Source organism: Cellulosimicrobium sp. EB106-03-01-XG111, from assembly GCF_058792115.1.
Genome location: NZ_JBYTEQ010000013.1, coordinates 19,972 through 46,524, shown reverse-complemented (window position 1 = coordinate 46,524; position 26,553 = coordinate 19,972). Strand labels below are relative to the sequence as shown.

21 protein-coding genes, 1 tRNA gene and 1 riboswitch are annotated in these 26,553 nt (G+C 73.9%); of the genes, 9 read left to right on the top strand and 13 right to left on the bottom strand.

Going from position 1 to position 26,553, the window contains the following annotated elements; all coding sequences use genetic code 11:
* Window positions 1-183: 183 nt before the first annotated feature.
* Both AC3WT4_RS11705 and AC3WT4_RS11700 read left to right on the top strand, forming a co-directional pair.
* Window positions 184-1,674: an NAD(P)/FAD-dependent oxidoreductase gene (locus AC3WT4_RS11705; RefSeq protein WP_034651900.1), complete on the top strand. Its 1,491-nt coding sequence runs from the start codon at window positions 184-186 to the stop codon at window positions 1,672-1,674.
* Between the two features lie 152 nt (window positions 1,675-1,826).
* Window positions 1,827-1,903, top strand: a tRNA-Leu gene (locus tag AC3WT4_RS11700).
* A 42-nt stretch (window positions 1,904-1,945) separates the two neighbouring features.
* Here AC3WT4_RS11700 and AC3WT4_RS11695 read toward each other — a convergent pair.
* Together AC3WT4_RS11695 and AC3WT4_RS11690 are read right to left on the bottom strand one after the other, a co-directional pair.
* A complete protein-coding gene (locus AC3WT4_RS11695) occupies window positions 1,946-2,341 on the bottom strand; it encodes a VOC family protein (protein ID WP_076406322.1) in 396 nt (131 codons plus the stop codon).
* Between the two features lie 84 nt (window positions 2,342-2,425).
* Complete coding sequence (locus AC3WT4_RS11690; protein WP_108047857.1) at window positions 2,426-3,352, bottom strand: VOC family protein; 927 nt, start codon at window positions 3,350-3,352, stop codon at window positions 2,426-2,428.
* Window positions 3,353-3,438: 86 nt separating this feature from the next.
* A riboswitch (TPP riboswitch) is annotated at window positions 3,439-3,567 on the top strand.
* On the opposite strand from AC3WT4_RS11690, the gene AC3WT4_RS11685 reads away from it, so the two are divergent.
* The 3 genes from AC3WT4_RS11685 to AC3WT4_RS11675 all read left to right on the top strand — a co-directional run bounded on the left by AC3WT4_RS11685 (window position 3,558) and on the right by AC3WT4_RS11675 (window position 5,929).
* Complete coding sequence (locus AC3WT4_RS11685) at window positions 3,558-4,310, top strand: TenA family protein (RefSeq protein ID WP_492315501.1); 753 nt, start codon at window positions 3,558-3,560, stop codon at window positions 4,308-4,310. (Overlaps the previous riboswitch by 10 nt.)
* A gap of 114 nt (window positions 4,311-4,424) precedes the next feature.
* A complete protein-coding gene (locus tag AC3WT4_RS11680) occupies window positions 4,425-4,907 on the top strand; it encodes a helix-turn-helix domain-containing protein (protein ID WP_492315500.1) in 483 nt (160 codons plus the stop codon).
* A 71-nt stretch (window positions 4,908-4,978) separates the two neighbouring features.
* Window positions 4,979-5,929: a DUF6882 domain-containing protein gene (locus AC3WT4_RS11675; RefSeq protein WP_492315499.1), complete on the top strand. Its 951-nt coding sequence runs from the start codon at window positions 4,979-4,981 to the stop codon at window positions 5,927-5,929.
* A gap of 31 nt (window positions 5,930-5,960) precedes the next feature.
* Here AC3WT4_RS11675 and AC3WT4_RS11670 read toward each other — a convergent pair whose 3' ends face one another.
* The 5 genes from AC3WT4_RS11670 to AC3WT4_RS11650 form a co-directional block, all read right to left on the bottom strand.
* Complete coding sequence (locus tag AC3WT4_RS11670) at window positions 5,961-6,566, bottom strand: ATP-dependent Clp protease proteolytic subunit (protein WP_492315498.1); 606 nt, start codon at window positions 6,564-6,566, stop codon at window positions 5,961-5,963.
* Window positions 6,566-7,231 (bottom strand): ClpP family protease, encoded by a 666-nt coding sequence (locus tag AC3WT4_RS11665; RefSeq protein WP_492315497.1) that lies wholly within the window; start codon window positions 7,229-7,231, stop codon window positions 6,566-6,568. Before AC3WT4_RS11665 ends, AC3WT4_RS11670 begins: the two co-directional genes overlap by 1 nt.
* 86 nt (window positions 7,232-7,317) lie before the next feature.
* Window positions 7,318-13,347, bottom strand: a complete 6,030-nt coding sequence (locus AC3WT4_RS11660; RefSeq protein WP_492315496.1) for an Ig-like domain-containing protein — start codon at window positions 13,345-13,347, stop codon at window positions 7,318-7,320.
* A 230-nt stretch (window positions 13,348-13,577) separates the two neighbouring features.
* A complete protein-coding gene (locus AC3WT4_RS11655) occupies window positions 13,578-13,820 on the bottom strand; it encodes a hypothetical protein (protein WP_492315495.1) in 243 nt (80 codons plus the stop codon).
* A complete protein-coding gene (locus AC3WT4_RS11650; protein WP_074807899.1) occupies window positions 13,817-14,431 on the bottom strand; it encodes an ArsR/SmtB family transcription factor in 615 nt (204 codons plus the stop codon). Before AC3WT4_RS11650 ends, AC3WT4_RS11655 begins: the two co-directional genes overlap by 4 nt.
* 122 nt (window positions 14,432-14,553) lie before the next feature.
* On the opposite strand from AC3WT4_RS11650, the gene AC3WT4_RS11645 reads away from it, so the two are divergent.
* Window positions 14,554-15,399 carry an oxygenase MpaB family protein gene (locus AC3WT4_RS11645; protein ID WP_074807896.1) on the top strand — a complete coding sequence of 282 codons (846 nt, stop codon included), beginning with the start codon at window positions 14,554-14,556 and terminating at the stop codon, window positions 15,397-15,399.
* Window positions 15,400-15,420: 21 nt separating this feature from the next.
* Here AC3WT4_RS11645 and AC3WT4_RS11640 read toward each other — a convergent pair whose 3' ends face one another.
* Window positions 15,421-15,942: a MarR family winged helix-turn-helix transcriptional regulator gene (locus AC3WT4_RS11640; RefSeq protein WP_074807893.1), complete on the bottom strand. Its 522-nt coding sequence runs from the start codon at window positions 15,940-15,942 to the stop codon at window positions 15,421-15,423.
* 95 nt (window positions 15,943-16,037) lie between these two features.
* Here AC3WT4_RS11640 and AC3WT4_RS11635 point away from each other — a divergent pair, with 95 nt between their 5' ends.
* A complete protein-coding gene (locus AC3WT4_RS11635; protein ID WP_492315494.1) occupies window positions 16,038-17,270 on the top strand; it encodes an MFS transporter in 1,233 nt (410 codons plus the stop codon).
* A 53-nt stretch (window positions 17,271-17,323) separates the two neighbouring features.
* Here AC3WT4_RS11635 and AC3WT4_RS11630 read toward each other — a convergent pair whose 3' ends face one another.
* The gene (locus AC3WT4_RS11630) at window positions 17,324-17,794 is read right to left on the bottom strand and encodes a MarR family winged helix-turn-helix transcriptional regulator (RefSeq protein ID WP_167405685.1); all 471 of its coding nucleotides are present in this window, start codon (window positions 17,792-17,794) and stop codon (window positions 17,324-17,326) included.
* Window positions 17,795-17,907: 113 nt separating this feature from the next.
* On the opposite strand from AC3WT4_RS11630, the gene AC3WT4_RS11625 reads away from it, so the two are divergent.
* Window positions 17,908-21,087, top strand: coding sequence for an efflux RND transporter permease subunit (locus AC3WT4_RS11625; protein WP_492315493.1), 3,180 nt, complete (start codon window positions 17,908-17,910; stop codon window positions 21,085-21,087).
* A 127-nt stretch (window positions 21,088-21,214) separates the two neighbouring features.
* On the opposite strand, the gene AC3WT4_RS11620 is transcribed toward AC3WT4_RS11625, so the two are convergent.
* From AC3WT4_RS11620 to AC3WT4_RS11605, 4 genes are read right to left on the bottom strand one after another with little or no spacing between them, the layout of a single operon-like run.
* Complete coding sequence (locus AC3WT4_RS11620; RefSeq protein WP_074807882.1) at window positions 21,215-21,916, bottom strand: response regulator; 702 nt, start codon at window positions 21,914-21,916, stop codon at window positions 21,215-21,217.
* Window positions 21,913-23,421: a sensor histidine kinase gene (locus AC3WT4_RS11615; protein WP_108047836.1), complete on the bottom strand. Its 1,509-nt coding sequence runs from the start codon at window positions 23,419-23,421 to the stop codon at window positions 21,913-21,915. The genes AC3WT4_RS11620 and AC3WT4_RS11615 overlap by 4 nt, the downstream gene beginning before the upstream one ends.
* Window positions 23,418-24,287 carry an ABC transporter permease subunit gene (locus AC3WT4_RS11610; RefSeq protein ID WP_074807878.1) on the bottom strand — a complete coding sequence of 290 codons (870 nt, stop codon included), beginning with the start codon at window positions 24,285-24,287 and terminating at the stop codon, window positions 23,418-23,420. Before AC3WT4_RS11610 ends, AC3WT4_RS11615 begins: the two co-directional genes overlap by 4 nt.
* The gene (locus tag AC3WT4_RS11605; protein WP_074807875.1) at window positions 24,284-25,261 is read right to left on the bottom strand and encodes an ABC transporter ATP-binding protein; all 978 of its coding nucleotides are present in this window, start codon (window positions 25,259-25,261) and stop codon (window positions 24,284-24,286) included. The genes AC3WT4_RS11610 and AC3WT4_RS11605 overlap by 4 nt, the downstream gene beginning before the upstream one ends.
* A gap of 375 nt (window positions 25,262-25,636) precedes the next feature.
* Here AC3WT4_RS11605 and AC3WT4_RS11600 point away from each other — a divergent pair, with 375 nt between their 5' ends.
* Complete coding sequence (locus AC3WT4_RS11600; protein WP_492315492.1) at window positions 25,637-26,551, top strand: Bax inhibitor-1/YccA family protein; 915 nt, start codon at window positions 25,637-25,639, stop codon at window positions 26,549-26,551.
* The last annotated feature ends 2 nt before the right edge of the window (window positions 26,552-26,553 follow it).

Here is a 26,553-nt window from a genome sequence, read left to right as displayed (position 1 = left end):
CTCTCCCCTTCCCCTCCCCCCCCCCCCCCCCCCCCCCCCCCCGGTCCCGGGCCACGCGGAATGTCGCCTGTGCCCGCGTGTGCCCGCCTCTGCCCCCGTCCGTCCGCGCAGCGTGGGGCGCGTCACGCCCGTCTGGCGGACGCTCCGGCTCGCCTGTGCCGCAACCGGTAATACTCTGGAACCATGCCTCAGAATGACCTGACCTCGGTCAGCCGTGCCCAGACCGCTTCGCCGCGGCCCCGCAAGGTGCCCCGCGTCGTCGTCCTCGGCGGCGGCTCGGTGGGTCTGTACGCCGCGCGCCGACTGCGCAAGAAGCTCGGTCGCCGCGAGGCGGCGATCGTCGTCGTCGACCCGCGCCCGTACATGACGTACGCGCCCTTCCTCCCCGAGGCGGCCGCGGGCTCGATCGACGGCCGCGACGTCGTCGCGCCGCACCGCCGTGCGCTCAAGGGCGTCGACGTGCTCCAGGGCAAGGTCGTCGCGATCGACCACACCGACCGCCGCGTGACGATCCACCCGGAGGAGGGCGACGACTACTCGGTCACGTACGACCACCTGATCGTCGGCCTCGGCTCCGTGTCGCGCACGCTGCCCATCCCGGGCCTGGCGGAGAACGCGATCGGCTTCAAGAACGTGGAGGAGGCCATCGCGGTCCGCAACCACGTGCTCAACCGCATGGACGTCGCGTCGTCCACGTGGGACGAGAAGCTGCGTCGCCGCATGCTCACGTTCACGTTCGTCGGCGGCGGGTTCGCGGGCATCGAGGCGCTGGCCGAGATCGAGGACATGGCCCGCTACGCGACGCGCAACTACGCGACGATCGAGGAGAAGGACCTCCGCTTCGTCATGATCGAGGGCGCGGGCCGCATCCTGCCCGAGCTCAGCGAGCCCATGGCGCAGTACGCGCTCGACGAGCTGAAGAAGCGCGGCATCGAGTTCCACCTCAGCACGTTCCTGTCGTCGTGCGTGGACGGCCACGTCGTCACCTCGACCGGGGTCGAGTTCGACTCCGACACGATCGTGTGGACCGCGGGCGTCAAGGCGAACCCGGTCCTCAAGGAGTCGTCCGACCTCCCGGTCGACAAGCTGGGCCGCATCACCGTGCTGCCGACGCTCCAGGTCGCGGACGCCGACGGCAACGTCGTGCCGAACGCGTGGGCCGCGGGCGACTGCGCCGCCGTCCCGGACGTGCTGAACCCGGGCAAGTTCTGCCCGCCGAACGCGCAGCACGCCATCCGTGAGGCCACGCGCCTCGCCGACAACCTCGCGCTCGAGCTGCACAGCGAGCCGCCGGTCGAGTACCGCCACAAGAGCGTCGGTACGGTCGCGTCGCTCGGTCTGTACAAGGGCGTCGCGGAGCTGTTCGGCGTGTTCAAGCTCCGCGGGACGCTCGCGTGGCTCATGCACCGCAGCTACCACGTCATGGCGATGCCGACGGGCAACCGCAAGATCCGCATCTTCATCGGCTGGATCGGCCAGTTCCTCATGGGCCGCGAGCTCGTGTCGCTCGGCTCGCTGCACGACCCGCGCGCGGAGTTCCGCGCCGCGTCCGTCCCGCCCAAGAAGGACGGCGACCCGGTCAAGCAGACCGCGCAGGGCTCGGCGGCCGCGGCGGAGTCCGGTGCGGGCACCGTCGACGCCGACGACCGGACGCCGGCGGCGAAGGCCTCCTGAGGCCGCGGCCGGGCACTGGCCCGGCTGTCGTGCCCGACGACGAGGGGCGAGCCGCGCGTGCGGCTCGCCCCTCGTCGCGTCCGGGTCCCGAGCGGGCGGCCGTCGTGCCGACGGGCCCGGGGAGCCCCGCGCGCGCGGTAGATTCGGCCCGCGCCCCCATGGCCCAACTGGCAGAGGCGGCCGGCTTAAACCCGGCGTGTTCCGGGTTCGAGTCCCGGTGGGGGCACCACGCCGACGGGCGGTCGGCTCCGCGGCGCCAGGGCTCCCCGGGCTAGGACAGCCCCGTCGGGCCCTCCGGCTCGGCCGGGGGAGCGGCCTCCTGGCCGAGGATCACGACGGTGCCGTCCGGGTCCTGCACGCGCGCGACGCGCTCGCCCCACGGTTGGTCCGCGGGCGGCTCCAGGACGGGCACGCCCGCGGCCGCCAGGTGCTCGACGGCGCGGTCGCAGTCGTCGACGTACACCCACAGCACGACGCGGGTGTCCGCCGGAGGCGGGTCGCCCTGCCCGAGCCCGAGCGGTGACCCGCCCACGCGCACGCTCACGTAGACGGGCGGACCGTCGTCGGGGAAGGCGTACTCGACCGTCCCGCGCAGCAGGTCGCGGTAGAAGCCCAGCGACCGGTCGAGATCGGCCACGGTGAGGACGGGGAAGAGGCTGCGGAACACGGTCGCTCCTCGGTGCGCTCGGCGGGTCCTCCCATCGTGCGCCTCGCGTCCCGGGCGCGCTCTCCGTGCCCGGGCCGGCGGGCCTCAGCGCGCGAGCAGCTCCTCGGTCGTCGTGCCCGGCACGGACAGCGTCACGCGCGTGCCCCACGGGTCGTGCACGACGACGGAGCGGCCGTCGTCCGCGTGCTCCAGCCCGCGCGCGCGGAGCCGTGCGACGAGCGCGTCGAGGTCCTCGCGGCCCGGCACCGTGACGGCGACGTCGCCGAGCCCGAGGCTCGCGGCGCGGGGCCCGGCACCCGCGCTGTTCCACACGTTCATCGCGACGTGGTGGTGGTACCCGCCGGCGGACGCGAAGAGCGCCCCGCTGTACCCGGTGAGCGTCGCCTCGAAGCCGACGGCGTCGACGTAGAAGGCGTGGGCGGTCGCGACGTCGCCGACCTGGAGGTGCACGTGGCCGACGCGGCCCGCGAGCGAGGGCCCGGCGTCGAACGTCTCCTGGTCGAGGTGCGTGCGCAGGTAGTCGTTCGGGTCGAGGAACGTCGTCGTCATGAGGATCTGGCCGTGCTCGCGCACCCACGTCTCGCGGGGGCGGTCGGTGTAGAGCTCGACGCCGTTGCCCTCGGGGTCGGTGAAGTAGAACGCCTCGCTGACGAGGTGGTCGCTCGACCCGACGAACGTGCCGCGGCGGTCCTGCGCGGCGCGGTAGACGGTCGCGGCGAGGCTCGGGCCGTCGTCGAACAGGAAGGCCGTGTGGAAGAGGCCGGCCTGGCGCGGGTCGACGGGCGGGAGCCCGGGGGTGTGGACGAGGCGCAGCATGGGCGTGCGCCCGCGGCCCAGCACGCGGTGCACCTCGGCGCCGCGCGACCGCTCCTCGAGCGGGGCGAGCGCGAACGCCCCCGTGTAGTACGAGGTCATGAGCTCGAGGTCGCCCACGCGCAGCGTGACGGCGTCCATGCTCGTGGACGGGGACAGGAGGCGGTCGGTCGGCGCGCCCGGGGTGCTCGTGGTCATGTCTCCTCCAACTTGTTGTCGCTACAACTATATTCCCACACCGCGGCGAGGGCTCCCGCACCGGCGCCGTCCTTGCTAGGGTCGGCGCGAACCACGCGGGGCGTCCCGCCCGGGCCACGGCCCGGGCCGAGGGACTGAGACGAGCGGTACGGCCGCCCGGACCCGTCGAACCTGATCTCGCTAGCACGAGCGGAGGAACGTGGGCATGACGACGCCTGCTGCCATCACCCTGAACCCTGTCCTCGCGGACGACCCGACCGCGCTCGTCCGGCAGGAGGAGACCGGCTTCACCGCCGACCTCGCCCGCCGGTACGCGGACCTCTTCGAGACGTTCTACGACCACCCCTTCCTGGCCGGGCTGCGCGACGGCTCCGTCGAGCCCGCCGCGGTGCGCCACTACGTGGGCCAGGACCACCAGTACCTCACGGCCTACCTGCGCTGCTACGGCCTCGGCATGGCCCTCGCGCCCGACCGGTCGTGGGCGGCCTACTTCCACGACAAGGCCGGCTTCCTCCTCGACGACGAGTCGCACGCGCACCACGCCATGTGCGACTTCCTCGGCCTGACGTACGAGGAGGCGCAGACGCACCGCCTCGCGCCGAGCGCGCAGGCCTACGTCGACCACATGACGGCGGCCGGCCGCGACTCGCTCGGCGTGCTGCTCGCCGCGCTGCTGCCGTGCCCGTGGACCTACATCTGGTCCGCGCGGCGCTTCTGGCTCGGCGAGCGCGAGACGACGCCCGGCGCCCTCGCCGACGACCACCCGCTCGCGGGCTGGTGGCAGTTCTACGCGGCCGAGCGCACCGAGGACGTCCTCACGGACCTGCGCGCGCGCCTCGACGCGCTCGCCGCGGACGCGGGCGAGGCGGAGCGCGCGCGCATGGAGCGCGCGTTCGAGCTGAGCTGCCGCCACGAGATCCGCTTCTGGCAGATGGCCTGGTCGCTCGAGCGCTGGTGACCCGCCCGGCCGGGCGCGCGGCCGGCCGCCGCGCCGTGCGCCCGGCCTTACGCCAGCAGCAGATCCCCACCCGGGTGCCTCGGCACCCGGGTGGGCCGCGGGTAGCGTGATCGCATGGACGCGACGAGCGCGGTGCCGGACGGGGTGCGGGACGCGGTGCCGGACGTGGTGACGCCGCGCCCCCGCTCCCGGGCGGGCGGGCGGGCGGAACCCCTCCTGCGCCACGTCATCGGTGGGATCCTGCGGCGGGCGCGGCTCGCGCAGGGGCGCACGCTCGTCGACGTCGCGGTCGCCGCGCGCGTCTCCACCGCCTACCTGTCCGAGGTGGAGCGCGGGCGCAAGGAGGCGTCGTCCGAGGTCCTCGCCGCCGTCTGCGGCGCCCTCGGCCTGCGGCTCGTCGACCTCGTCGCCCGCACGGGCGAGGAGCTGCGGCCGCTCGCACCCGTCCGCGTGCTGTCCTCCGCGCGGGAGCGGGGTGCCCTCTCCGCGCCGCGGCACGTCGCGCCGGTGGGCGAGCCCGTGCGCGACCTCCCCGTCGCCGAGACCCTGGGCCGTCCGACCGCGCGCGCCGGCGACGTCCTGCTCCTCGCGGCCTGAGCGGGGTCCCACCGCACCGCACCGCGTGTCGTGCGGAGGCCGGGCACCGTGCGCGCCGCTACCGTCGGTCCATGACGGAGCCGCAGACCGCGCACGGCACGGCAGCCCAGGACGCCCCGGCCCTCCAGGACCTCGTCGACGACGCCGCGTTCCTCTCCCACGAGCACCAGCTCCACCTGTCGGACCTCCATGGCGACGACGCCTGGGCCGCCGACATGACCACGGGCGTCTTCACCTTCACCGCGCCCGACGGCGGGACCGCGACGTGCCGCCTCCAGTTCCTCGGTACGGCCGCGCCCGGTCCGGGCACGTGGATGTGGGCGTGGCAGAACGTCAACGGCTTCCCCGACCGCGTGCTCACCGCCGCCGAGAGCGCGCGGCGGACCGGGCTGCGCGAGGCCGCCGAGCCGGAGCTCCCCCTCGCCGAGGACCTCGCCCACCGGCTCGCGCTCGCGGCCAAGGCCGTGACCGGGTCGTTCACCCACTACAGCGCGCCCGTCGGCGGCGGCACGCGCGCGTGGTTCCTCCTGGACGACGCCGACCTCGCCCTGCCCGCGCCGACCGTGCCGCGCGTCGTGCGCACGCTGAGCGAGGGGCTGCTGTCCGTCACGGTCGTCGATCACCGGCGCGCCGTCGCGTCCTACGCGAGCGCGCGCGGCCTGCCGTCCGTCGAGGACGGGACCGGCGCCGTCGTGCTCGACGTGCCCGACGGCACCGTGACCGTGCGGTTCGACGGGCGTGGCCGGATCGCGGGCATCTCCGCGTCGTCCCGACGGCCCACCGCGCCCGAGGCCGCAGCGGCGGAGCCCGTGGTGCCGGATCCCGCCGCGACAGACCCTGCGGTCTCGGCACCGACGGCGCCCGGGCCCACCGTCTCGGAGCCGCCGGCGGACGATCCGGCCGTGCCCGTGCCCGTGCCCGAGCCCGAGCCCGCGGCGCCGGAACCGGCCGCGCCCGAGCCGCCGCCCGTGGAGACGGCTCCCGAGCCGCGCCGCCGGTCGTGGTTCCGGCGACGCGGCTGACGACGCACGGGGTCGCCTCCGCGGGCGGGCGTCACGCCGCCGCGGCGAGCTTGCGCGAGGTGACGACGGCGTCCGCGACGCCGTACTCCACGGCCTGGCGCGCGGTGAGCACGAGGTCGCGGTCCGTGTCGGCACGCAGGCGCTCGACGGTCTGGCCCGTGTGCCGCGCCAGCACCTCCTCCGTCTCGGACCGGATCCGGAGGATCTCCTCGGCCTGGATCGACAGGTCCGAGATCGTGCCCTCCCCGCCGCCCGACGGCTGGTGCAGCAGGACGCGCGAGTGCTCCAGCACGAACCGCTTGCCCGGCGTCCCTGCCGCGAGCAGGACGGCCGCGGCCGAGGCCGCCTGGCCCATGCAGATGGTCGAGACGTCGCACCGGACGAACTGCATCGTGTCGTAGATCGCCATGAGCGCCGTCGCCGAACCGCCCGGGGAGTTGATGTACAGCCCGATCTCCTGGTCCGGGGCGTCCGACTCCAGGTGCAGGAGCTGCGCCATGACGACGTTCGCGACGCCGTCGTCGATCTCCGTGCCGAGGACGACGATGCGCTCCGACAGCAGGCGGGAGAAGACGTCGAACGCGCGCTCGCCCAGCGACGTGCGCTCGACCACGGTCGGGATCGTGTAGCTCGCCATCACAGCCCCACCTTCCGGGCCGCGCGGGCGGGGCGGACGTCGTCGACGCTCTCGACGATCCGGTCGACCATGCCGTACTCGAGCGCCTGCTGCGCGGTGAACCAGCGGTCGCGGTCGGAGTCGTCGGCGATGGTCTCGACGGACTGCCCGGTGCTCTCCGCGAGCAGCCGGTGCATGAGCCCCTTGGTGTACACGAGGTTCTCCGCCTGGATCGCGATGTCGACGGCGGTGCCCCCGATCCCGGCCGACGGCTGGTGCATCATGATCCGCGCGTGCGGCAGCGCGAACCGCTTGCCCGGCGTCCCCGCGCACAGGAGGAACTGGCCCATGCTCGCGGCGAAGCCCATCGCCACGGTCGACACGTCGTTGGGGATGAGCCGCATCGTGTCGTAGATGGCGAGCCCGGCGCTCACCGAGCCGCCGGGGGAGTTGACGTAGAGCGCGACGTCCGCGCGCGGGTCCTCCGCCGAGAGCAGGAGGAGCTGGGCGCACAGGCGGTTCGCGACGGCGTCGTCCACGGCCGTGCCGAGGACGACGATGCGCTGGTGGAGGAGACGCGTCGTGAGCTGGTCGTCGAACGACGAGGCCGCCGGGGCGGCGGCCTCCGCGCGCGAGGTCGGGTGGTGGTCGCCGACGGCGGGTCGGCCGGTCAGGTGCGTGGTCATGCGACCACCCTGCGCCGTGCCGGGTCCCGTGAGGAGGCCGATCTGCCGTCGGCTCATTCGCCGACGGCAGATCGGCCGTCGCCGGGCTATCTGATGGGCCAGTCCCGGTGCTCGACCACGATGCCGCTCGGTGCAGGGCTGATCGTCACGTAGGCCTTGGCCGTGCGCTGGGTCCCGTACGGGTTGCCCAGGATGCACCCGAGGTCGACGTAGCCGCCCGCGCTGAGGTGCTCGGTCCACGTGAAGCTGCCGATGCGGTTCCCGTCGTAGTAGCACGCGAAGGTGTAGGTGCCGGAGGGGAACGTCGCGTTCGCGTTGACGCGGAAGACCGTGCAGACGCTGGTGTTCTGGCAGTCGCCCCACGAGCCGGTGGCCTTCCCCGGCCCACGCGTCACCCAGATGGTCGGCGGGACCGGGCGCGGGTCGGTGCGGTGCGTCGCCCAGCCGCTCCACGCCCCGCAGCCGGCGGCGTTGCACGCCTGCGCCCGGAGGCGGAACGTCTGGTCGTAGTCGCTCCCGACGTCGACCGTCTGCCCCGAGCCGCTGGACCCGCCCTCGATCTGCCAGTTGTAGCGCGAGACGCCGTTGCCGCCGTTCGACGAGGGCGCGGAGATCGAGAAGCGACCCGAGGTCGCGCTCAGTCGGGACACGGACACGCCCGGTTCGCTGGGCTTGCCGTACGCGCTGATGGACCCGGACGCCGGGCTCGACGTGGACGTGCCGCCCTTGTTCGTCGCGGTGACGGTGAACGTGTAGTTCCCGGCGGGGAGGCCGGTGAAGTCGACGGACGTGCCGGTGACGTCCTTCTTCGCGCCCCCGGGCGACGCGGTGACGGTGTACCCCGTGATGGGGCTGCCGTTCGCGTCGGCGGCGCCCCAGGACACGCGCGGGATGCCGCTGTCCTGCCCGCCGCCGCCCACGTTCTGCACGTTCGGCCGGGGCGGAGCCTCGGGGCGCCCGTAGGGGACCACCGCAGCGGACGCCGCGCTCTCCGCCGTCCGGCCCGCCTTGTTCGCGGCCGTCACCGTGAACGTGTACGACGACTCGTTGTCGAGACCCGTCGCCTTGTGGCTCGTCCCCGTGAGGCTGAGCGCGGCGCCGTCGCGGGCCCCGTTCTTGTAGCGCTGCAGGGTGTACCCGCTGATCGCGTCGCCGTTCTCGAACGGAGGCTTCCACGACACGTCGATCGAGCCGCCGTTGAGCGGCGAGTCCGCGGCGCGGACCGCGCTCGGCGTCTCCGGGACGTCCGGCAGGCCCGCCGGGATCTCCTCGGCCGAGTACTCGCCCCAGTCCGAGGGGTCGGGGGCGAGGTTGTTCGCCCGGACGCGGACGCTGTACGCGGTGCCGTTCTCGAGCCCGTTCCACACGTACTGGGTGCCCGAGAGCGCCGTGACCTGAACGGCGCCGCCCTTCGGCGCGGGGGAGATCTCGAGGTCGACCGTCTCGATCGGCGAGCGGTCGGTGTACGTCTTGTTGGTCCAGGTGACCGTGAGCGACTTGTCGCCGAACTCGAGGGTGGGTGCGGCGGGCGGGTCGGGCTTCTCGTCCGGTCGGGCGACGGCGGAGGCCGGGGAGGCGGGTCCGTCGCCGACGGCGTTGGTCGCGTAGACCGTGAAGGTGTACTCGACGTTGTTGGTCAGGCCGTCCAGGGTGCAGGTGGTGGTGCCGCACTCCTTGGTGTAGCCGTTCTGGGAGCGCACGGTGTAGCCGGTGATGTCGGCGCCGTTGTTGTTCGGCGGGTCCCAGGTGAGCACGACCGTCTTGGAGCGGACCTCCACGACCTGCGGGGTCGCGGGCGCCTCGGGCTTGCCCAGGACCTTGAGCTGCACGCGGCCCTCGACCATGCGGTCGGGGTCCTTCGTCGCGTCCTGGATCCGGTAGACGACCACCATGACGCCCACGAACGAGTCGGCGGGCGTCACGACGACGTCGCCGCCGCTGTACGACACGTCGCCGCTGCCCGTCTCGACGCTCGCGCCGACGATCTCCAGCGGTGTGTCGGGGAAGGGGTTGGAGTCGTTGGCCAGCACGGGCACGGTGGTCGCCTTGCCCTGGTGGGCGTCGTCGACGGTGTCGGGGTTGGCGCGGGCCAGGGGCCGGGTCGAGGCCACGACGGTCAGGGTCGCGGTGCCCTCGACCGGGGGGTGCTCGCCGTCGGTGACGGTGATCGGGACCTGCACGACCGAGCCCTTGGGCACGTCCGGGGTCGCCTGGGCCCGCAGGGTGGAGGTGCCCTCGATGGTCACGGTCACGCCCTGGGCCTGGCCGGTGGCCTTGAACGTCAGGGGGTCGCCGTCGGGGTCGGTCGCGAAGCGCGCGAGGTCGATCGAGGCCTCCTCGCCCGCCGCGACGTCGAGCGTCGGGGTCGACAGCTCCGGCGGCAGGTTCTCCGGCGGCACGACGCTGATCGGCAGCGTGAGCAGCGCGGTGTGGCCGTCGGGGTCGTCGGGGCCGGAGCCGTCGGTGACCTCGAAGGTCACGGCGGCGGGACCCACGTAGTCCGCCGCTGACGTGTAGGTGATCTCCGTGGTCGAGAGGACCTCGCGCGTGCCCTCGAGCGCGGTGACCTTGTCCTCCGTGGTGAGCCGGGGCGTCTTGCCCTCGACGACCAGGACGTAGTCCGTGATGTCGATGGGCAGCGGCTCGCCGCTCACGACCTCCAGGGGCGTGATGCCGGGACGGAGGGTCGGGGCCTGGTCGGTGAGGCCGGGGACCTTGACGAAGGCCTTGGCGGTCAGGCCGTCGATGTCGATCGCGGTGTAGGTGATGACCTGGCGGCCCTCGGTGAGGGTGACGGTGAGCTCGCCGTCGGGGGTGACGCTCGCGGTGGTCGCGTCGGTGGTCACGGTGAGCTCGCTCGCGGCGCCGTCGGGGTCCTCGTCGTTGTCCAGGACGGGGACGGTGACCTCGGTCTTGCCCAGGATGTCCTCCACGGGCACGGTGTCGTCGCGCGCGACCGGGGGCAGCAGGGGCGCGTTCGCCGAGACGTTCACGGTGACCGCGCCGGTCGCGCGGGCGCCGTAGGTGTCCTGGATCTGGTAGTAGAACGTGTAGGAGCCGTCCTGGTCGGGCGAGGTCAGCACGATCCGGTCGGCCACGACCTCGGCGTCCAGGTCGTGGGTGTCCTCGATCCCGCCCGGGACCAGACCGACCTGGTCCCCGTCGGGGTCGGTGTCGTTGGCCAGCGCCGCGACCGAGACCGTGCGCCCGGGGCGCACCGTCACCTCGTCGTCCACGGCGACGGGGGCCTGGTTGGTCTCCGCGGGGCGGGCGATGCCGACGTGGACCGTGCCCGTGGCGGTGGCGCCGCGGGCGTCGAGCACGGAGTAGGTGAACGTGTCCGCCCCGGTCGCGTTCTTCGACGCGGCGTACTCGATCATCCCGTCCACGACCCTCGCGGTGCCCTTGCCCGCGGGCGTCGCGATGCCGGTGACCTGGACGGAGTCGCCGTCGGGGTCGATGCCGTCCAGGGGGACGGCGATGCGCACGCTGGACCCGGACAGCACCCGGGCCTCGATCTCGCGCGGCTGCGGCGGCGCGTTGTCCTCACCGTCGCGGATCCGGATCGTGACCTGGGCCGAGTCCTCCTGCCCGTTCGCGTCGCGCACCCGGTAGATCGCGTACGCCGTGCCGGCCTCGGGGCCCGCCTTGAACCGCAGCGTGTCCTCCGAGACGAACGCCTCGCCCAGCGCCGGGTCCACGTCCTGCTCCAGCTCGGGCTGCAGGAACAGCTCCAACCCGTCCGGGTGCGTGTCGTTCTTCAGCACCGGGACCGTCACCACGTCCCCCGCGTGCACCGTTACCTCGTCCGCCACCGCGTTCGGCGGCTGCAGCCGCGTCGGCGCCGGCACCGGCACGACCCGCACCTGGCCGGTCGCGGTCTCGGTGCCGTTGGAGGCGGTGTACTCCACCGTCACCGGCGCGTCGAGGCGCCGGATCTCGGTCACCCGCAGCATCTGGTGGGCGAGGATCGCGACCGACACCCCGGCGTCGGCGGGCACGCGCACGGACTGCACGACGAGCACGCCGCCCGCGGGGTCGGTGTCGTTCGCCAGCACGTCCACGAGCGTGGACCCTCCCGCCGGGAGGAGCGCGGTGTCGGTGACGACGATCGGGGCGCCCTCGGCCGCCGACGGCGGCAGGACGTCGACCCGCACCAGGCCCGTGGTCGCGTTCGGGCCGTCGGTCACCTGGTACGTCAGGTCGTACGAGCGCGGCTCCATCGAGAGGAACGTGAACGTGCCCGCGTCGTAGTTCGGCGTGATCTGCGCCGGGGCGGACTCCGACACCGACGCCAGCCGCAGCTCGTCCCCGTTCGGGTCGGTGTCGTTGCGCAACGGCTCCACCGTCACCGGCTGCCCCGCTGGCACGACCACGTGGTCGCTCACCGCGACCGGCGGCTGCGGACCGGGCACCACGTCCACGAGCAGCTTGCCCTCGAAGGACAGCTCGCCGTCGGAGACGAGCAGGGTCACGATCTTGCGGCCGGTCGAGCCGCCGCCGTCGCGCACCTCGACGGTGCCGTCGGGACGCGAGCGCACGTCGTCGCCCGCGACCGTCGCGGCCGCCGAGGCGAGGTAGAGGTCGTCGCCGTCCGGGTCCTTGAAGAAGGGCAGCACCTTGATCGACGCGACGCCGCCCTGGGCGACGCGCAGGACCGGGTCACCGGTCTGCTCGGGGGGAGCGTTCTCGCCCCAGGGGGACACCTTGAGGGTGACGCCCGCCTCGGCGACGCCGCCGCGGCCGTCGGCCACGGAGTACCGGAAGGACCCGGTGCCCTCGGCGTCCTCGGGCACGACGGCCTGCAGCGCGGCGCCACCCATGATGGCCTGCACCGTCGCGTTCGACGGCGAGTCCCCGGCCAGCGACGCCGTCATCACGTCCCCGTCCGGGTCCACGTCGTTGCCCAGCACCGGCAGGATCGTCGTCCGCCCCGGACGCACCCCGAACGTGTCGTCCTTCGGCTGCGGCGGCCGGTTCGGCTGGGACCGGTCCGCGATGAACTGGTCCACCTGCTCCGGGTTCGTCAGCTCCGCGTCGGCCTCCTCACCCTCGGCCTCCTCCGGCATCTGCACGTCCCAGTCGTCGACCTTCTGGTACTCGTCCGCCGCCATCCACAGCGTCCCCGCCGACAGGTCGTTCAGCACGATCACCTGCCGGTTCACCCGGTACTCCAGGCGGGTCTGGGGGTCCAGGCCTTCGAGCCGCTCGTCGACGTCGCGGTCGGTGCCCTCGCAGTCGCGGATCACCTGGCCGGTCGAGGCCCACGCCCCGTACGTGCACGACCCGAGGCGCACCGGGGCGGCCGGGACACCCTGGGCGGCGCGGCGCTGGGCGTCGCCGCCCTTCAGGGGCTGGGTCACGAGCGCCTCCGGCGTGGCGACGACGACGTCGCCCGACCCGGCGGACGGCTGCTGGAGCCGCGCCTGCTCAGCGCCCTCGATCGCGACCGTCTTGCCGCCGGGCAGCACGAGCTGCGAGGCGGAGCGGTCGAGCACGACGGGCTCGTCACCGACGGCCGTCACCTCGACCTCGGCGCCCTTGCCCACCGGCAGGGACGTCGAGGCCGGGTCGCCGAAGACGGCGCCCTTGCTCGTGGTCTCGACGGTCCACAGCGCTCCGGTCGAGGGGACCGCGACGAAGACCGTCCCGTCCTCGGACACGGTCAGCGCGCCGTCGCCGCCGACCTCGGCGGTCGGGTCGAGCTTCTCGGCGTCGAACGAGGTGGCGCCGTCGAACGGGAGGACCCACAGCAGGCCCTCCTCGCCGTCGAGGATCGCGGTCGTCGCGCCCCCGGACGCGACCTGCGCCCCCGCCGGCAGACGGATCTGCCCGGTGAGCTTGAGGTGGGCGACGTCGACCGGGGACGACGTGCTCGTCCCCTGGTCGTCGAGGAGCACGCGGCCCGCGTCCTGCTGCACGTCGAACGACGCGCTGCCCGCGTTGAGCGTGCCGTCCATCGCCTGGGACTCGTAGTTGAACCGCCCCACCAGGCCGGCCGACGTCTTCGTCACCCACACGCCCGAGTCGTTGAGGTCCACGTCCGCCGTGGCCTCGCCCTCGTAGAACAGCGCGAGCCCGACCAGCGCGGTGGAGAACACCGACACGGTGCTCACCGACGCGACGGTACGACGATGCTCGCGGATGGTCGTGAGAAGACCCACCTGTGCTCCTCTGTGCCTGGGCGGGCACGCCGTCTCCTGGCCCCGCCGGGCGGCGGGGGCGTGGGGAGACGGGTGCTCCGGTGCCCGCAGACTGCCCGCAGAACGCCCCGACGAGGGTAACCGAGGCGGGGTGGCTCAGGGCATGGGGAGCAGTCCCCATGGGGGGTGGAAAATTCCGCCGATCAGGGCAGAAGGGACGCACGGGACACGGCGGCCCGGTCGCGCGTGCGGTCCTCGGCCCTGCGGAGCGCCGCGTCGTCCGGGCGGACGGCGGCCTCCGCGGCGCGCGGGGTGGTCGCCACGCGCGACCGGGCGGCCGCCCGGCGGCGGCCGAGGTCGGCCAGGGCCGAGCCCACGAGGACGAGCAGACGGTCCGTGCCGCGGGGCTCGACCGTGCGGGGCAGGGTGGGGGAGTACGCGCTCATGAGGGGTTCTCCTTGCCGTCGATCGTCGGGAAGACGTTGAAGTGGATCTGCACGGGGCGTGCGCCCGGCGTCTGCTCCTGGCCCTGGAAGCGCTGGAGCGTCGCGTCGAACGCGTCCCACGCCTCCGCGACCTCGAGCATCTGCTCGGCGGTGAGCCACATGCTCGCCGTCGTCAGGCGGCTGCCGTCGAGCCACCGCGTCGGCAGCTCGGGTGAGCGCTCGAGGAACGCCTGGATCTTGCGGGCCCGTGCGGACTCGAACTCGCGGCTCACCATCGCGCCCGCGAGCGTCGCGGCGGCATCCTCCTCGTCGTTCGGGACGTCGACCGTGAACCCGCCCGGCGGGCGCTCCCACCAGCGCTCGCGCGCCGTCCCGCGGCCGGCGACCTCGCGCACGAAGCCGTGCCGCGCGAGCTGGCGCAGGTGGTAGCTCGTGGACCCGCTGGACTCGCCCACGAGGTCCGCGAGGCGGCTCGCGGTGAGCGCGCCGTGCGTCGAGAGCAGGTCGAGGATCTGCACCCGCAGGGGGTGCGCGAGCGCCTTGAGCTGCGCGGGACCGAGCGCGGGGTGGCGCTCGGCCGGGTGGGGCGTCGGGACGGCGTCGGTGGGCATGTGACGACCGTAGCGATGCAAAGGAGTATTTGCAAGAGTTTCTTTGCAACGAGATGTTGGCATGTTCGTGGGAGGGCCCGTGCAGGAAGCGGGGGAGCGCGCGAGGTGCGAGCATCGAGCGCATGACGCAGGTGGCGGAGCGGGTGCGCGGCGCGGCGGAGCGCGCCATCTTCCTGCGGGTCGCGGGCCCGGACGCCACCGCGACGCGGGCGCGCATCCACGAGACGCCCGGCCCGCGCTGGTTCCCGGCGGGGTCGGCGGTGCAGCGCGTGCACGGCGACGCGTCGATGTTCGTCGGCGGCCTGCGTGCGCTCCTCCTGCAGAGCCTGCACCCGCTCGCGATGGCCGGGGTCGCCGCGCACTCGGGCTACCGGGGGGACCCCTGGGGGCGCCTCCAGCGGACCTCGACCTTCATCGCCACGACGACCTTCGGGACGGCCGACGACGCCGCCCGAGCCGTGGCGGCCGTCCGAGCGGTCCACGAGCGGGTCCGCGGCGTCGCGACCGACGGCCGTCCCTACCGCGCGAGCGACCCTGACCTGCTGCGCTGGGTCCACGTCGCCGAGACGCAGAGCTTCCTCGTGGCGCACCAGTCGTTCGGGCGCTGCCCGCTCGACGCCGCCGGGTGCGACGAGTACGTCGCGCAGGCCGCCGTGGTCGGCCGCGCCCTGGGCGTCGAGGGCGTGCCCGTCACCGTGCGCGAGCTGGACGACGCCGTGGCCGGCTACCGGCCGGTGCTCGGCCTCACCCCGGCCGCGCTCGACGCCGCGCGGTTCCTCCTCGTCGAGCCGCCGCTGCCGTGGGCCGTGCGTCGGGTGTACGCGGGGCTCGCGGTGGCCGCGAGGGCGTCCCTGCCGGACTGGGCGCGCGCGGGCATGCCGCGCGTGCGGGGTCTGCCGCAGCGGTGGGCGCACCCGGCGGGGGAGGCGGTCACGCGCCTGCTGCGGTGGGCGCTCCCCGGCGCCTGACGGCGACGCGCGGCCGGGCCGTCAGGTGTCGTCGCGGCGGCGACGGTAGGCGTCGAGGTCGTCGTTGAGGCGGCCGAGGAGCTCGGCGAGGAGCGCCCGGTCGAGGCGGGACCAGTCCCCGAGCACGTCCGCGTAGAGCTCGGTGCGCGCCACGCGGTGGGCGGCGAGCTCGTCGAGGCCCGCGCTCGTGGGCTCGACGACGACGGCGCGCCCGTCGTGCGGGTCGCGGACCCGGCGCACGTGCTCGGCCCGCTCGAGCGCGACCACCTGGCGGGTCACGGTGGAGGCGTCGAGGCCGAGACGCTCGGCGAGCGCGTTGACGTGGAGCGGGCCGTGCGTGCCGAGCGTGTGGAGCAGGAGGTAGCCCGACCGGTCGAGCGTGCCGCCGCGGCGCGACGTGCCGGGGCTCCCCGAGGCGCGCGTGCGCTCCGCGCGGCGCAGGAGCTGGGCGACCTCGAGCTCGATCGTGCCCAGCACGTCCTGGGCGGTCGCGTCGCCGCGCGCGTCGGGCTGCGGCAGATCGTTTCCCTCGGCAACCGTCATAGGTGTATTCTACAGAGAGTTGCCTGTTAGATACAGGCACTTCTCTGTCGCCGCCCCGCGCGCGGCGGTCTCCCCTCACCAGGAAGTGCGACCGAGTGGCCTCCACACGCAACGAACCGAACCGCACCGCCATCTACGCGACGGCCCTCACCGCGTTCTTCGCGATCGCCGGCATCGCCGTCGTCGACCCGATCCTCCCCGTGATCGGCAAGGAGATCGGGGCGTCGACCTGGCAGATCGAGCTCCTCTTCACCGCCTACATCGCCGTCATGGCGCTCGGCATGATCCCGGCCGTCATGGCGACCGGGCGCTTCGGGTACAAGAAGATCCTCGCCACGGGCGTCAGCCTGGTGGCCGTCGCGGCCGTGCTCGCGGCGCTGAGCACGAGCATCGGCCAGCTCGCCGCGCTCCGCGGCCTGTGGGGTCTCGGCAACGCGATGTTCTTCGCGACGGCGATGGTGCTCCTCGTCTCCCTCGCGAACGACCGCGAGTGGGTCGTCGAGCTCTTCGAGACGTGCGTCGGCCTCGGCTTCGCCGTGGGGCCGCTCCTCGGCGGTCTGCTCGGCGGCATCTCGTGGCGCGTGCCGTTCTTCGTGTGCGGCGTGTTCATGCTCGTCGCGCTGCTCGTGTCCGTGACGCGGCTCAAGGACCCCGCCGAGAAGCCGGCGCCGCTGCGCGTCGGCCAGGTCTTCCGTCTGTTCCGCAAGCCCGGCTTCCTCGCGCTCGCCGCGGTCACCGCCGCGTACAACTTCTGCTTCTTCGTCGTGCTCGGGTACACCCCGGTGTTCCTCGGTCTCGGCGTCGTGCCGCTCGGGCTCGTCTTCACCGCGTGGGGCGTGGGGCTCGCGGTCGGGATCCTCGTCGTCGGGCACCGGCTCGCGCACCGCGTCGGCGCCGTCCAGACGCTGGGGGTGGCCGTCGTGGGCGTCCTCGTCGCGCTCGTGCTCCTCGCGCTGGACCTCGGGACCGCCTGGTCCGTCGTCGTGCTCGTCGGTGCCGGCGTGTTCATGGGCATCGCGAACGCCAACCTCACGGACCTCTCGCTCGCGCTCGGCGACCCCGACCGCCGCGTGACGACCGGCGCGTTCAACCTCGTGCGCTGGGGCTTCGCCGCCCCCGCCCCGGTGATCGCGGGCCTGCTGCACCCGGTCTCCGCGACGGCCCCCTTCTGGCTCGGGGCGGGGATCCTCGTGCTCGGCGTCGTCGTGTTCGTGGCGTTCGGGCACCGCATGGCGGGCGAGCTCGGCGAGCGGGTCCTGTGGTCCCGGTGGGACCGCCGGGCCCGGACGGTCGAGGGGACGCCCGAGGAGGCGCTCGGCGAGGTCTGAGCCGCCGACGTCGTCCACGCCAGGAGGGTCCCGGGCCGCGCGGCCCGGGACCCTCAGTCCTGCGAGGTCGTCCCGGCCGCCTCCGCGACCCGGGTGAGGGCCTCGATCCCGACCGTGAGCGCGCGCAGGTCCGCGACGTCGAGCCGGTCGAGGAGGTCCGTGAGGGGCTCGTCCTCCTGCGCGACGAGCCGGCGCACCGCCGCGGCGCCGCCCGGGGTCGCGGCGACGAGGCGCACGCGACCGTCCTGCGGGTCGGGGCGGCGCGACGCCATCCCTGCCGCCTCGAGCCGGTCCACGATCCCCGAGAGCGTCGCGGGGGAGATGCCGAGCACGTCCGCGAGCCGGTGCGAGCTCGTCTCGCCGTCGAGCTGCAGCACGGCGAGCGCGCGGAGCTGGGGGACCGTCAGCGTCGTGCGGAGCAGCGGCTCGAGGCGCTGCGCGAGCAGCACGTCGGCGAGCCGGCGCTGGGCGTCCTCGAGGCGCCGGGCGAGCGCCGCGCGCTCGTCGTCGGCGGGGTGGGTCACGGCGCAGACTCTATCGGTGGACGCGGGAACCATCCCGAGATGCTTCGCGTTACGCTAACGAAATCGCGACGCCGACGTCGTCTCCCGCCCGACCTGGAACCCCTGGAGGCTCCGTGTCCCGTCTCGCCCGGCTGTCGCTGGCCAACCGTGCGCTCGTCGCGCTCGCCACCGTCGCGATCGCGATCTTCGGCGTCATCAGCATGGGATCGCTCAAGCAGGAGCTCATCCCGAGCCTCCAGATCCCGACGGCCGCGGTCGTCGGCGCGTACCCGGGCTCGGCCCCGGCGATCGTCGAGCAGCAGGTCACCGTCCCTGTCGAGACGGCCGCGCGCGGGGTCAAGGGGGTCGAGGACGTCACGTCGACGTCGTCGACCGGGCTCTCCGTGACCACCGTCCAGTTCGCGTACGGCACCGACATGGACGCCGCGTCCTCGCAGCTCCAGACGGCCGTCACCCGGCTGCAGTCCCAGCTCCCCGAGGACGTCGAGCCGCAGGTCGTGACGGGCTCCGTGGACGACCTCCCGGTCATCCAGCTCGCCGTGTCGGGCGGCGCGGACGAGGCCGCGCTCGCGGACACCGTGACGTCGAGCCTCGTCCCCGCGCTCGAGGACGTCGAGGGGGTCCGCAGCGTCGCCGTGAGCGGCGTCGCCGACCAGCAGGTGACGGTCGCCCTCGACCCCGCCGCGCTCGCCGCCGCCGGGCTCAGCCCGCAGCAGGTCTCCACGATCCTCCAGGACAACGGCGTCGTCGTGCCCGCGGGCACCGTCGCGGAGGGCGACCGCACCCTCAGCGTGCAGGTCGGCACCGCGGTCACGACCGTCGACGAGCTCGCCGCGCTGCCCCTCGTGTCCCCGACCGCGGCGCCCGGTACCCCGCCCGTCGCGCTCGGCGACGTCGCGACCGTCACCGCGGGCCCCGAGCCCGCGACGTCGTTCTCCCGCCTCGACGGCGAGCCCGCGCTCGCCGTCGCCATCACCAAGACGCCCGCCGGCAACACGGTCGAGGTCTCGCACGCGGTCCAGGACGCGGTCGACGACCTGTCCGGCGTGCTCGACGCCCAGGACGTGCGCGTCGAGGTCGTGTTCGACCAGGCCCCGTTCATCGAGGAGTCCATCGAGGGCCTCGCCACGGAGGGCCTGCTCGGGCTCCTCTTCGCGGTCGTCGTGATCCTGCTGTTCCTCGCGTCGCTGCGCTCGACGCTCGTCTCCGCCGTGTCGATCCCGCTGTCGCTGCTCGTGACCTTCATCGTCATGAACGCGACGGGCTACACGCTCAACATCCTCACGCTCGGCGCGATGACGGTCGCGATCGGCCGCGTGGTCGACGACTCGATCGTCGTCATCGAGAACATCAAGCGGCACCTCTCCTACGGCGAGGAGAAGGTCGGCGCCATCATCGGCGCGGTCAAGGAGGTCGCGGGCGCGATCACCGCCTCGACCGTGGCGACCGTCGCCGTGTTCCTCCCCATCGCCCTCGTGGGCGGCATGGTCGGCGAGCTCTTCCGGCCGTTCGCGCTCACCGTCGCCATCGCGATGCTCGCCTCGCTCTTCGTCGCGCTGACGATCGTCCCGGTCCTCGCGTACTGGTTCATCACGTCCCCGCCCGTCCCGGCCGACCCGGAGGCCGCGCGCCTCGCGGGCGAGCGCGCCCGCGCCGCCGCGGAGGCCAAGGAGCGTCGTGGGCTGTGGCAGCGCGCGTACCTCCCGACGCTGCGCGCGGCACTGCGCCACCCCGCGATCACGCTCGGCGTGTCGGTCGCGATCCTCGCCGGGACGCTCGCGCTCGTGCCGCGGCTCGAGACGAACTTCCTCGGCGACACCGGCCAGGACACGGTCACCGTCACCGAGTCGTTCGCGCCGGGCACGTCGCTCGACGCGCAGGACGCCGCCGCGCGCGACGTCGAGCAGGCGCTCCTCGACGTCGACGGCGTCGCCACGGTCCAGACGACCGTCGGCACGGCGGGCGGCCCGGAGGCCGCGTTCTTCGGCGGCGGCGGGTCCCCGACGGCGACGTTCGCCGTCACGCTCGACGGGGACGCCGACGCCGTCGCGGCCCAGGAGGCAGTGCGCGACGCCGTCTCCGGGCTGGGCGGGGACGCGAGCGAGGGCATCGAGGTCGCGGGCGCCGACGCCGCGTTCGGCAGCTCCACGGTCGACCTCGTGGTTCGCGCCCCCGACACCGACACCCTCGCCGCGGCGGCCGCCGAGGTGCAGGAGCTCGCGGAGGGGACCGACGGCGCCGCGCAGGTGACGAACAACCTCGCCGCCGCGCAGGCCACGGTCCAGGTGACCGTCGACCGCGAGGCTGCGGCCGCCGTCGGGCTCACGGAGACGCAGGTGGCCGGCACGGTCGCCGGGGCCATGTCCCCGGCCCCGGTCGGCACGGTGAACCTCGGCGACGGCCCGGTCCAGGTGCGCGTGGTCGCGGGCGAGGCCCCGGCGACCGTCGCGGAGCTCGAGCAGGTCGTCCTGCCCACCGCCGCCGGGCCCGTGCCGCTCACGCAGGTCGCCGAGGTCGCGGAGGTCGAGGTCCCCACCTCGATCACGCGCGTCGACGGCGAGCGCAGCGCCACGGTCGCCGTCACGCCCGCGGGACAGGACCTGGGTGCGCTGACCACCGAGCTCACGAGCGCGATCGACGGGCTCGAGCTCGAGGGCGGCGCGACCGTCGAGGTCGGGGGCGTCGCCGCCGACCAGGCCGACGCCTTCGCGGACCTCGGCCTCGCGCTGCTCGTCGCGATCCTCATCGTCTACCTCGTGATGGTTGCGACGTTCCGCAGCCTCCTGCAGCCGTTCATCCTGCTCGTGTCGGTCCCGTTCGCCGCGACGGGCGCGCTGCTCCTGCTGCTCGCCACGGGGACGCCGCTGGGCGTGCCGGCCCTCATCGGCCTGCTCATGCTCGTCGGCATCGTGGTGTCGAACGCGATCGTGCTGATCGACCTCATCAACCAGTACCGCGAGCGCGGCCGGGCGCTCGACGACGCCGTCATGGAGGGGTCGCGCAAGCGCCTGCGCCCCATCGTCATGACCGCCGCCGCGACGATCTTCGCGCTCACGCCCATGGCCATCGGGATCACGGGCGGCGGCGCGTTCATCTCCCAGCCGCTCGCGCTCGTCGTCATCGGCGGCCTGCTGAGCTCGACGCTGCTCACGCTCGTCGTCGTGCCGGTGCTCTACACGCTCGCCGAGCGCCGTGGCGAGAAGCGCGCCGCCCGCCGCGCGGCCAAGGAGCAGGCGGCAGCCCAGGCCGAGGCCGACAAGGCCGCCGCCGAGGAGACGACGGCGGACGCCTGAACCGCCCGACCATCCCCGGACCGCCGGGCCCCCGCCGACCAGGCGATCCCGGCGGGCCGAGCAGGTGGTTCCGGCGCGTCGGGAGTTCAGGACGTGCCGGAACCACCTGCTCGGCACCAGGGGCGGGTCAGGAGGGGCGGGCGACGCCCGTCTCGTAGGCGAGGACGACGGCCTGGACGCGGTCGCGCAGGCCGAGCTTGCCGAGGACGCGGCCGACGTGGGTCTTGACCGTCGCCTCCGAGAGCACGAAGCGCTCGGCGATCTCGGCGTTCGTCAGCCCCTCGCCGAGCGCCTCGAAGACCTCGAGCTCGCGCGCGGTGAGGTCGGCGAGACGCGGGTCGTCCCGGCCGGTCGGCGCCTGGGCGGGGCCGGCGGCGCCGTCCTGCGGGAGCTGGCCGGAGAACATCTCGAGCATGCGGCGTGTGATGCGCGGGGAGACGGCGGCGTCGCCGCTCGCGACGGCGCGGATCGCCCCGACGAGCTCGCCCGGCTTGGCGTCCTTGAGCAGGAAGCCGCTCGCTCCGGCGCGCAGCGCGGCGAACGCGTACTCGTCGAGGTCGAACGTCGTGAGGATGATGACGCGCGACCCGGGCTGGGCGGCGACGATCCGCTCCGTCGCCTCGATGCCGTTCGTGCCGGGCATGCGGACGTCCATGAGCACGACGTCCGGCGCGAGCGCGGACGCCTGCGCGACGCCCGTCTCGCCGTCCCCGGCCTCGCCGACGACCTCGATGTCGTCCTCGGCGGCGAGGATCATGCGGAAGCCCATGCGCAGCAGGGCCTGGTCGTCGACGAGCAGCACCCGGACCGGCGCCCCCGTTCCCGTCATGTGCGTTCCCGTCCGTCGTCGCGTGCGCCGGCCTCGCGGCCGGGGTCGAGGTCGAGGCGCAGGCTCGCCCGCACCTCCCAGCCGGTCCCGCTCGGCCCCGCGGACACGGTACCGCCGTAGACCGCGGCCCTCTCGCGCATCCCGATGATCCCGCGCCCGGTGCCGACGGGGACGCCGGGCGGGTGCTGCTCCGCGACGGACGGCGGGAGCCCGCGCTCGTCGGCGCTCGCGCCCTCCCCGGGGCGGCGGCCCGCCTGGTTGACGACGCGCAGCTCGAGCCAGTCGGCGCCCGGCTCGGCGCGGCGCGACACCTCGACGAGGACCACGGGGGACAGGGGCGCGTAGCGCAGCACGTTCGTCAGGGACTCCTGGACGATGCGGTGCGCGGTCTGGCGCAGGGCGGGGCCGGGCGTCGGCTGCGGGCCGGAGCGCACGAGACGGACGGGCAGCCCGGCGGTGCGGAACCGCTCGACGATCTCCTCGAGCTCGGGCGTCTCGTGCGCGGGCGCGAGGGGCACGGTCTGCTCGCCGCCGGGCTCGCGCAGGACGCCGAGCACGCGCCGCATGTCGGCGAGGGCCGCGCGGCCGGTCGCGGTGAGCTCGTCGAGCGCGTGGCCCGCGAGCTCGGGGTTCTTCGCTCCCGACGCCTTGGCGCCGTCCGCGAGGGCGACCATGACGGTGAGGGAGTGCGCGACGACGTCGTGCATCTCCCGCGCGATGCGCGTGCGCTCGGCGGCGGCGGCGAGCTGCGCCTGCTGGTCGCGGTCGCGCGCGATGGAGTTGGCGCGCTCGACGAGGTCGGACACGTGCTGGCGGCGGGCGCGCACGTTCGTCCCGATCGCGAGCGCGACGAGGCAGAGGATGGTGGTCACGAGGATGCCGACGATGCGGTCGACCGTCGCGCGGCCCGGCTCGACGCTCTGGCGCAGGACCTCTCCGTCCGCGGTGGTGACGACGTCGTACCAGAGCAGCGTCGCGCCGGAGAGTGCGAGGACGGCGATCGCGAGCACGGGCCAGGCGATGCGCGAGGGGCGTGACGCCGCGACGGCGTAGACGGCGAACATCGCCGCGACCTCGAACCCGGCCGTGTCGCCGGTGACGGCGATCGCCACGACGCCGAGCACGGTGAGCGCGAGCGCGACCGTGACCGGACGACGGCGGCGCCAGTACAGGAGCGCGCCGCCGACGAGGAAGAACACGAGCGACAGTGCCGTCGTCCCCCGGGGCTGGGGCGCCGCGAGCGCGTACAGCACGCCGGGCACGACGAAGACCGCCACGACGACCCAGTCCATGACGACCGGGTGCCGCGCGAAGTACCGCCGGACGGGGCCGAGCCGGCGCGCGTCGAGCTCGGTGAAGGGAGCGGGCGCGGGGCGCAGGGGGTGGGACGACGCCCCCGGGCTCGCCGGGGCAGCGGGCCCCGCCTGCTCCGGGCGCGCCACGGCCGACGCCGGACGAGCGGTCTGCTCGTCCGGCGTCGGCGGGGTGGTGGGCCGGGTGGTCACGCGTCCCGGCGCTTGAGCACGACGGCGGCTGCGGCGACGAGCGCGGCGGTCCAGCCGACGAGGACGAGGTAGCCGGGCCACGGCGCGATCGTGTCGCTGCCCGACATGTTGCCGCCGAGCACGATCTGCTCGCCCGCGGACGCGGGCAGGGAGTTGTAGACCGTCTGGACCCAGTCGGCACCGGTCACGCCCATGACGATCCCGAGGACCATCGAGAGGACGAAGAACACGGCGACGAGCGTGAAGATCGCCCCCGCGGAGCTCCGGAGCAGCACGCCGACCGCGACGGAGAAGAGCGCGACGGTCGTGAGGTACAGCACCACGCCGATCAGCGCGCGCTGGTCGTCGGCGGACGAGAAGTCCACCGTCATGTCCTTGCCGGACAGGATCGGGTACGTCACGAGCCAGGACAGCCCGACGGCCACGACGGTCGTCACCGCGGTCACCACGCCGACGACGATCATCTTCGCCGCGAGCGCGGGGAGGCGACGGGGGACGGCCGACAGCGTGGAGCGGATCATGCCGGTCGAGTACTCGCCCGTCACGGTGAGCGCCCCGAGCACGGCCACGGCCAGCTGGGCGAACGTGTAGCCGACCGTGATCACGGTGACGCCGATCCCGGCGGTCGAGCCCATCCCGGCCTCCTCGGCCGAGACGCCCGCGGAGTCCATGGAGGACATGACGGCCGCGAACATGAGCGAGAAGCCCACCATGACGACGACGGTGATGCCGAGCGTCCACCAGGTGGAGCGCAGGGTGCGGAACTTGATCCACTCCGAGCGCAGCACGTGGCCGAACGAGAGGCGGTAGGGGGAGGTGCGGGACGCCGTCGGGCCGGCGCCGGTGGCGAGGGTCGTGGCGCTCATCGCTGCGCTCCTTCGAGGGAGTCGGTGGGGGCCGGTGCGCCCGCGGCACCGTGGCCGATGTGGTTCTGCGCGGACTCGGTCTGGTACTCGACCGAGTCTGCCGTGAGGGCCATGTAGGCGTCCTCGAGCGTGGACGTGACCGGCGTGAGCTCGTGCAGCACGAACCCCTTGGCCGCGGCGAGCTCGCCGATCCCGGGGGCGTCCGCGCCCGTGACGACGAGCAGGCTCGGCTCGTCGCTCGTGACGGTCGCGCCGTCGCTCGTGAGGAGCTCGGCGAGCTGCGTGGCGTGCGGGGTGCGCACGCGCACGGTGCGCTGCTGGGAGCCGTTGACGATGTCGCTCACGGGGGCGTCCGCGATGATGCGGCCCTTGCCGATGACGATGATGTGGTCGGCGGTGAGGGCGACCTCGCTCATGAGGTGGCTCGACAGGAAGACGGTGCGGCCCTCGGAGGCGAGGTAGCGCGCGAGGTTGCGCACCCACAGCACGCCCTCGGGGTCCAGGCCGTTGACGGGCTCGTCCAGGATGAGGGTCTTGGGGTCGCCCAGCAGCGCGGACGCGATGCCCAGGCGCTGGCCCATGCCGAGGGAGAAGCCGCCCACGCGCTTCTTGGCGACCGGCTGCAGGCCGGTCATCTCGATGACCTCGTCCACGCGCTTCGTCGGGATGGCGTGCGTGGCGGCCATCGCGCGCAGGTGGTTGTAGGCCGAGCGGCCGGTGTGGACGGCCTTGGCGTCCAGCAGCGCGCCGACCTCGGTCAGCGGGGAGCGGTGCTGGGCGTAGGGGCGTCCGTTGACGGTGACGGTCCCGGCGGTGGGGCGGTCCAGGCCCATGATCATGCGCATGGTCGTGGACTTGCCGGCGCCGTTGGGGCCCAGGAAGCCGGTGACGGTGCCGGGACGCACGGTGAACGAGATGCCGTCCACCGCGGTCTTGGGCCCGTACCTCTTGGTCAGGCCGCGTGCTTCGATCATGACTTCGCCCCTCCGAGGGTCGTTCGTCCGGGATGGTCCTGGTGCACCGCGGGAAGGTCGCTCCGGTCCGGCCGGGGCCCTCACCGCGAGGTACGTCTCGAGCCTACGGACGGGCCCGGCGTCGGGCAGCCACCTTGCGACGTATCTTGCCGCCGTCGTGACCCGGGACGTGTACGCCGTGCGGCGTACGTGGCGCCGGGGCACGTGGTCCGCTGGTCGGGACTTCGCCCGCGAGGCGCGGAAAACCCGCGGGAACAGTGGCCGGGACTCGCACGTTCCCTAGGATGAACACAGGCCAGCGACACCCGACTCGAGGCGAGACGCCGATGACGAGGCCCGCTGAGAGGTAGTGGACGCCGCGACCAGGAGGAGCTCATGAGCAACCCCGTCTTCAACAACAGCGCGGTCTTCGGCGAGCCGAAGAACCGGCGCGGTGGGGCGGCCACGCAGGCCGCACCCGCCTACGGGAGCCCGCCCGCGCAGGGCCAGGGCCCCGCGTACGGCACGCCCCAGCAGGGCGCGCAGTGGGGTGCCCACGGCGCCCAGACCGCGGACGCGGCGCAGCTCGACGCGATGTACAGCGCACCGTCGGCGACCACGGCGGACACCAAGCGCCTCACGTACGACGACGTGATCATGAAGACGGGTGGTCTGCTCGCGCTGCTCGTCGTCGTCGGGGCGGCGTCGTGGTACCTCACGCCGCAGATGCCGTTCCTCTACCTGCTCGGCGCCGTCGCCGGTCTGGTGCTCGGTCTGGTCAACGCGTTCAAGCGCAACCCCAGCCCGGCCCTGATCATCGCCTACACCGTGGCCCAGGGCCTGTTCCTCGGTGGCATCAGCCTCGCGTTCGGCACCATGACCGTCGGCAACGGCGGGAACCTCACGGACATCGTCTTCCAGGCGGTCCTCGCGACCGTCGCGACGTTCGCGGCCGCGCTGTTCCTGTTCCGCTCGGGCAAGGTGCGCGTCACCCCGAAGTTCACGCGCTGGCTGCTCATCGCGATGGTCGGGTACCTCGCGTTCTCGCTCGTCAACGTCGTCCTCGTGCTCTTCGGCGTCCTCGACGGCTGGGGCATGCGCGGCGGCACGATCGGCATCGTCGTCGGGCTCATCGCGGTCGGCCTGGCCGCCGCGTCGCTCATCGTCGACTTCGACTCGATCAAGCGTGGCGTCGAGGCCGGCGTCCCCGCCAAGTTCGCGTGGTCGGCCGCGTTCGGCCTCATGGTCACGCTGATCTGGCTCTACCTCGAGTTCCTGCGCCTCTTCGCGATCCTGCAGAGCAGCGACTGACG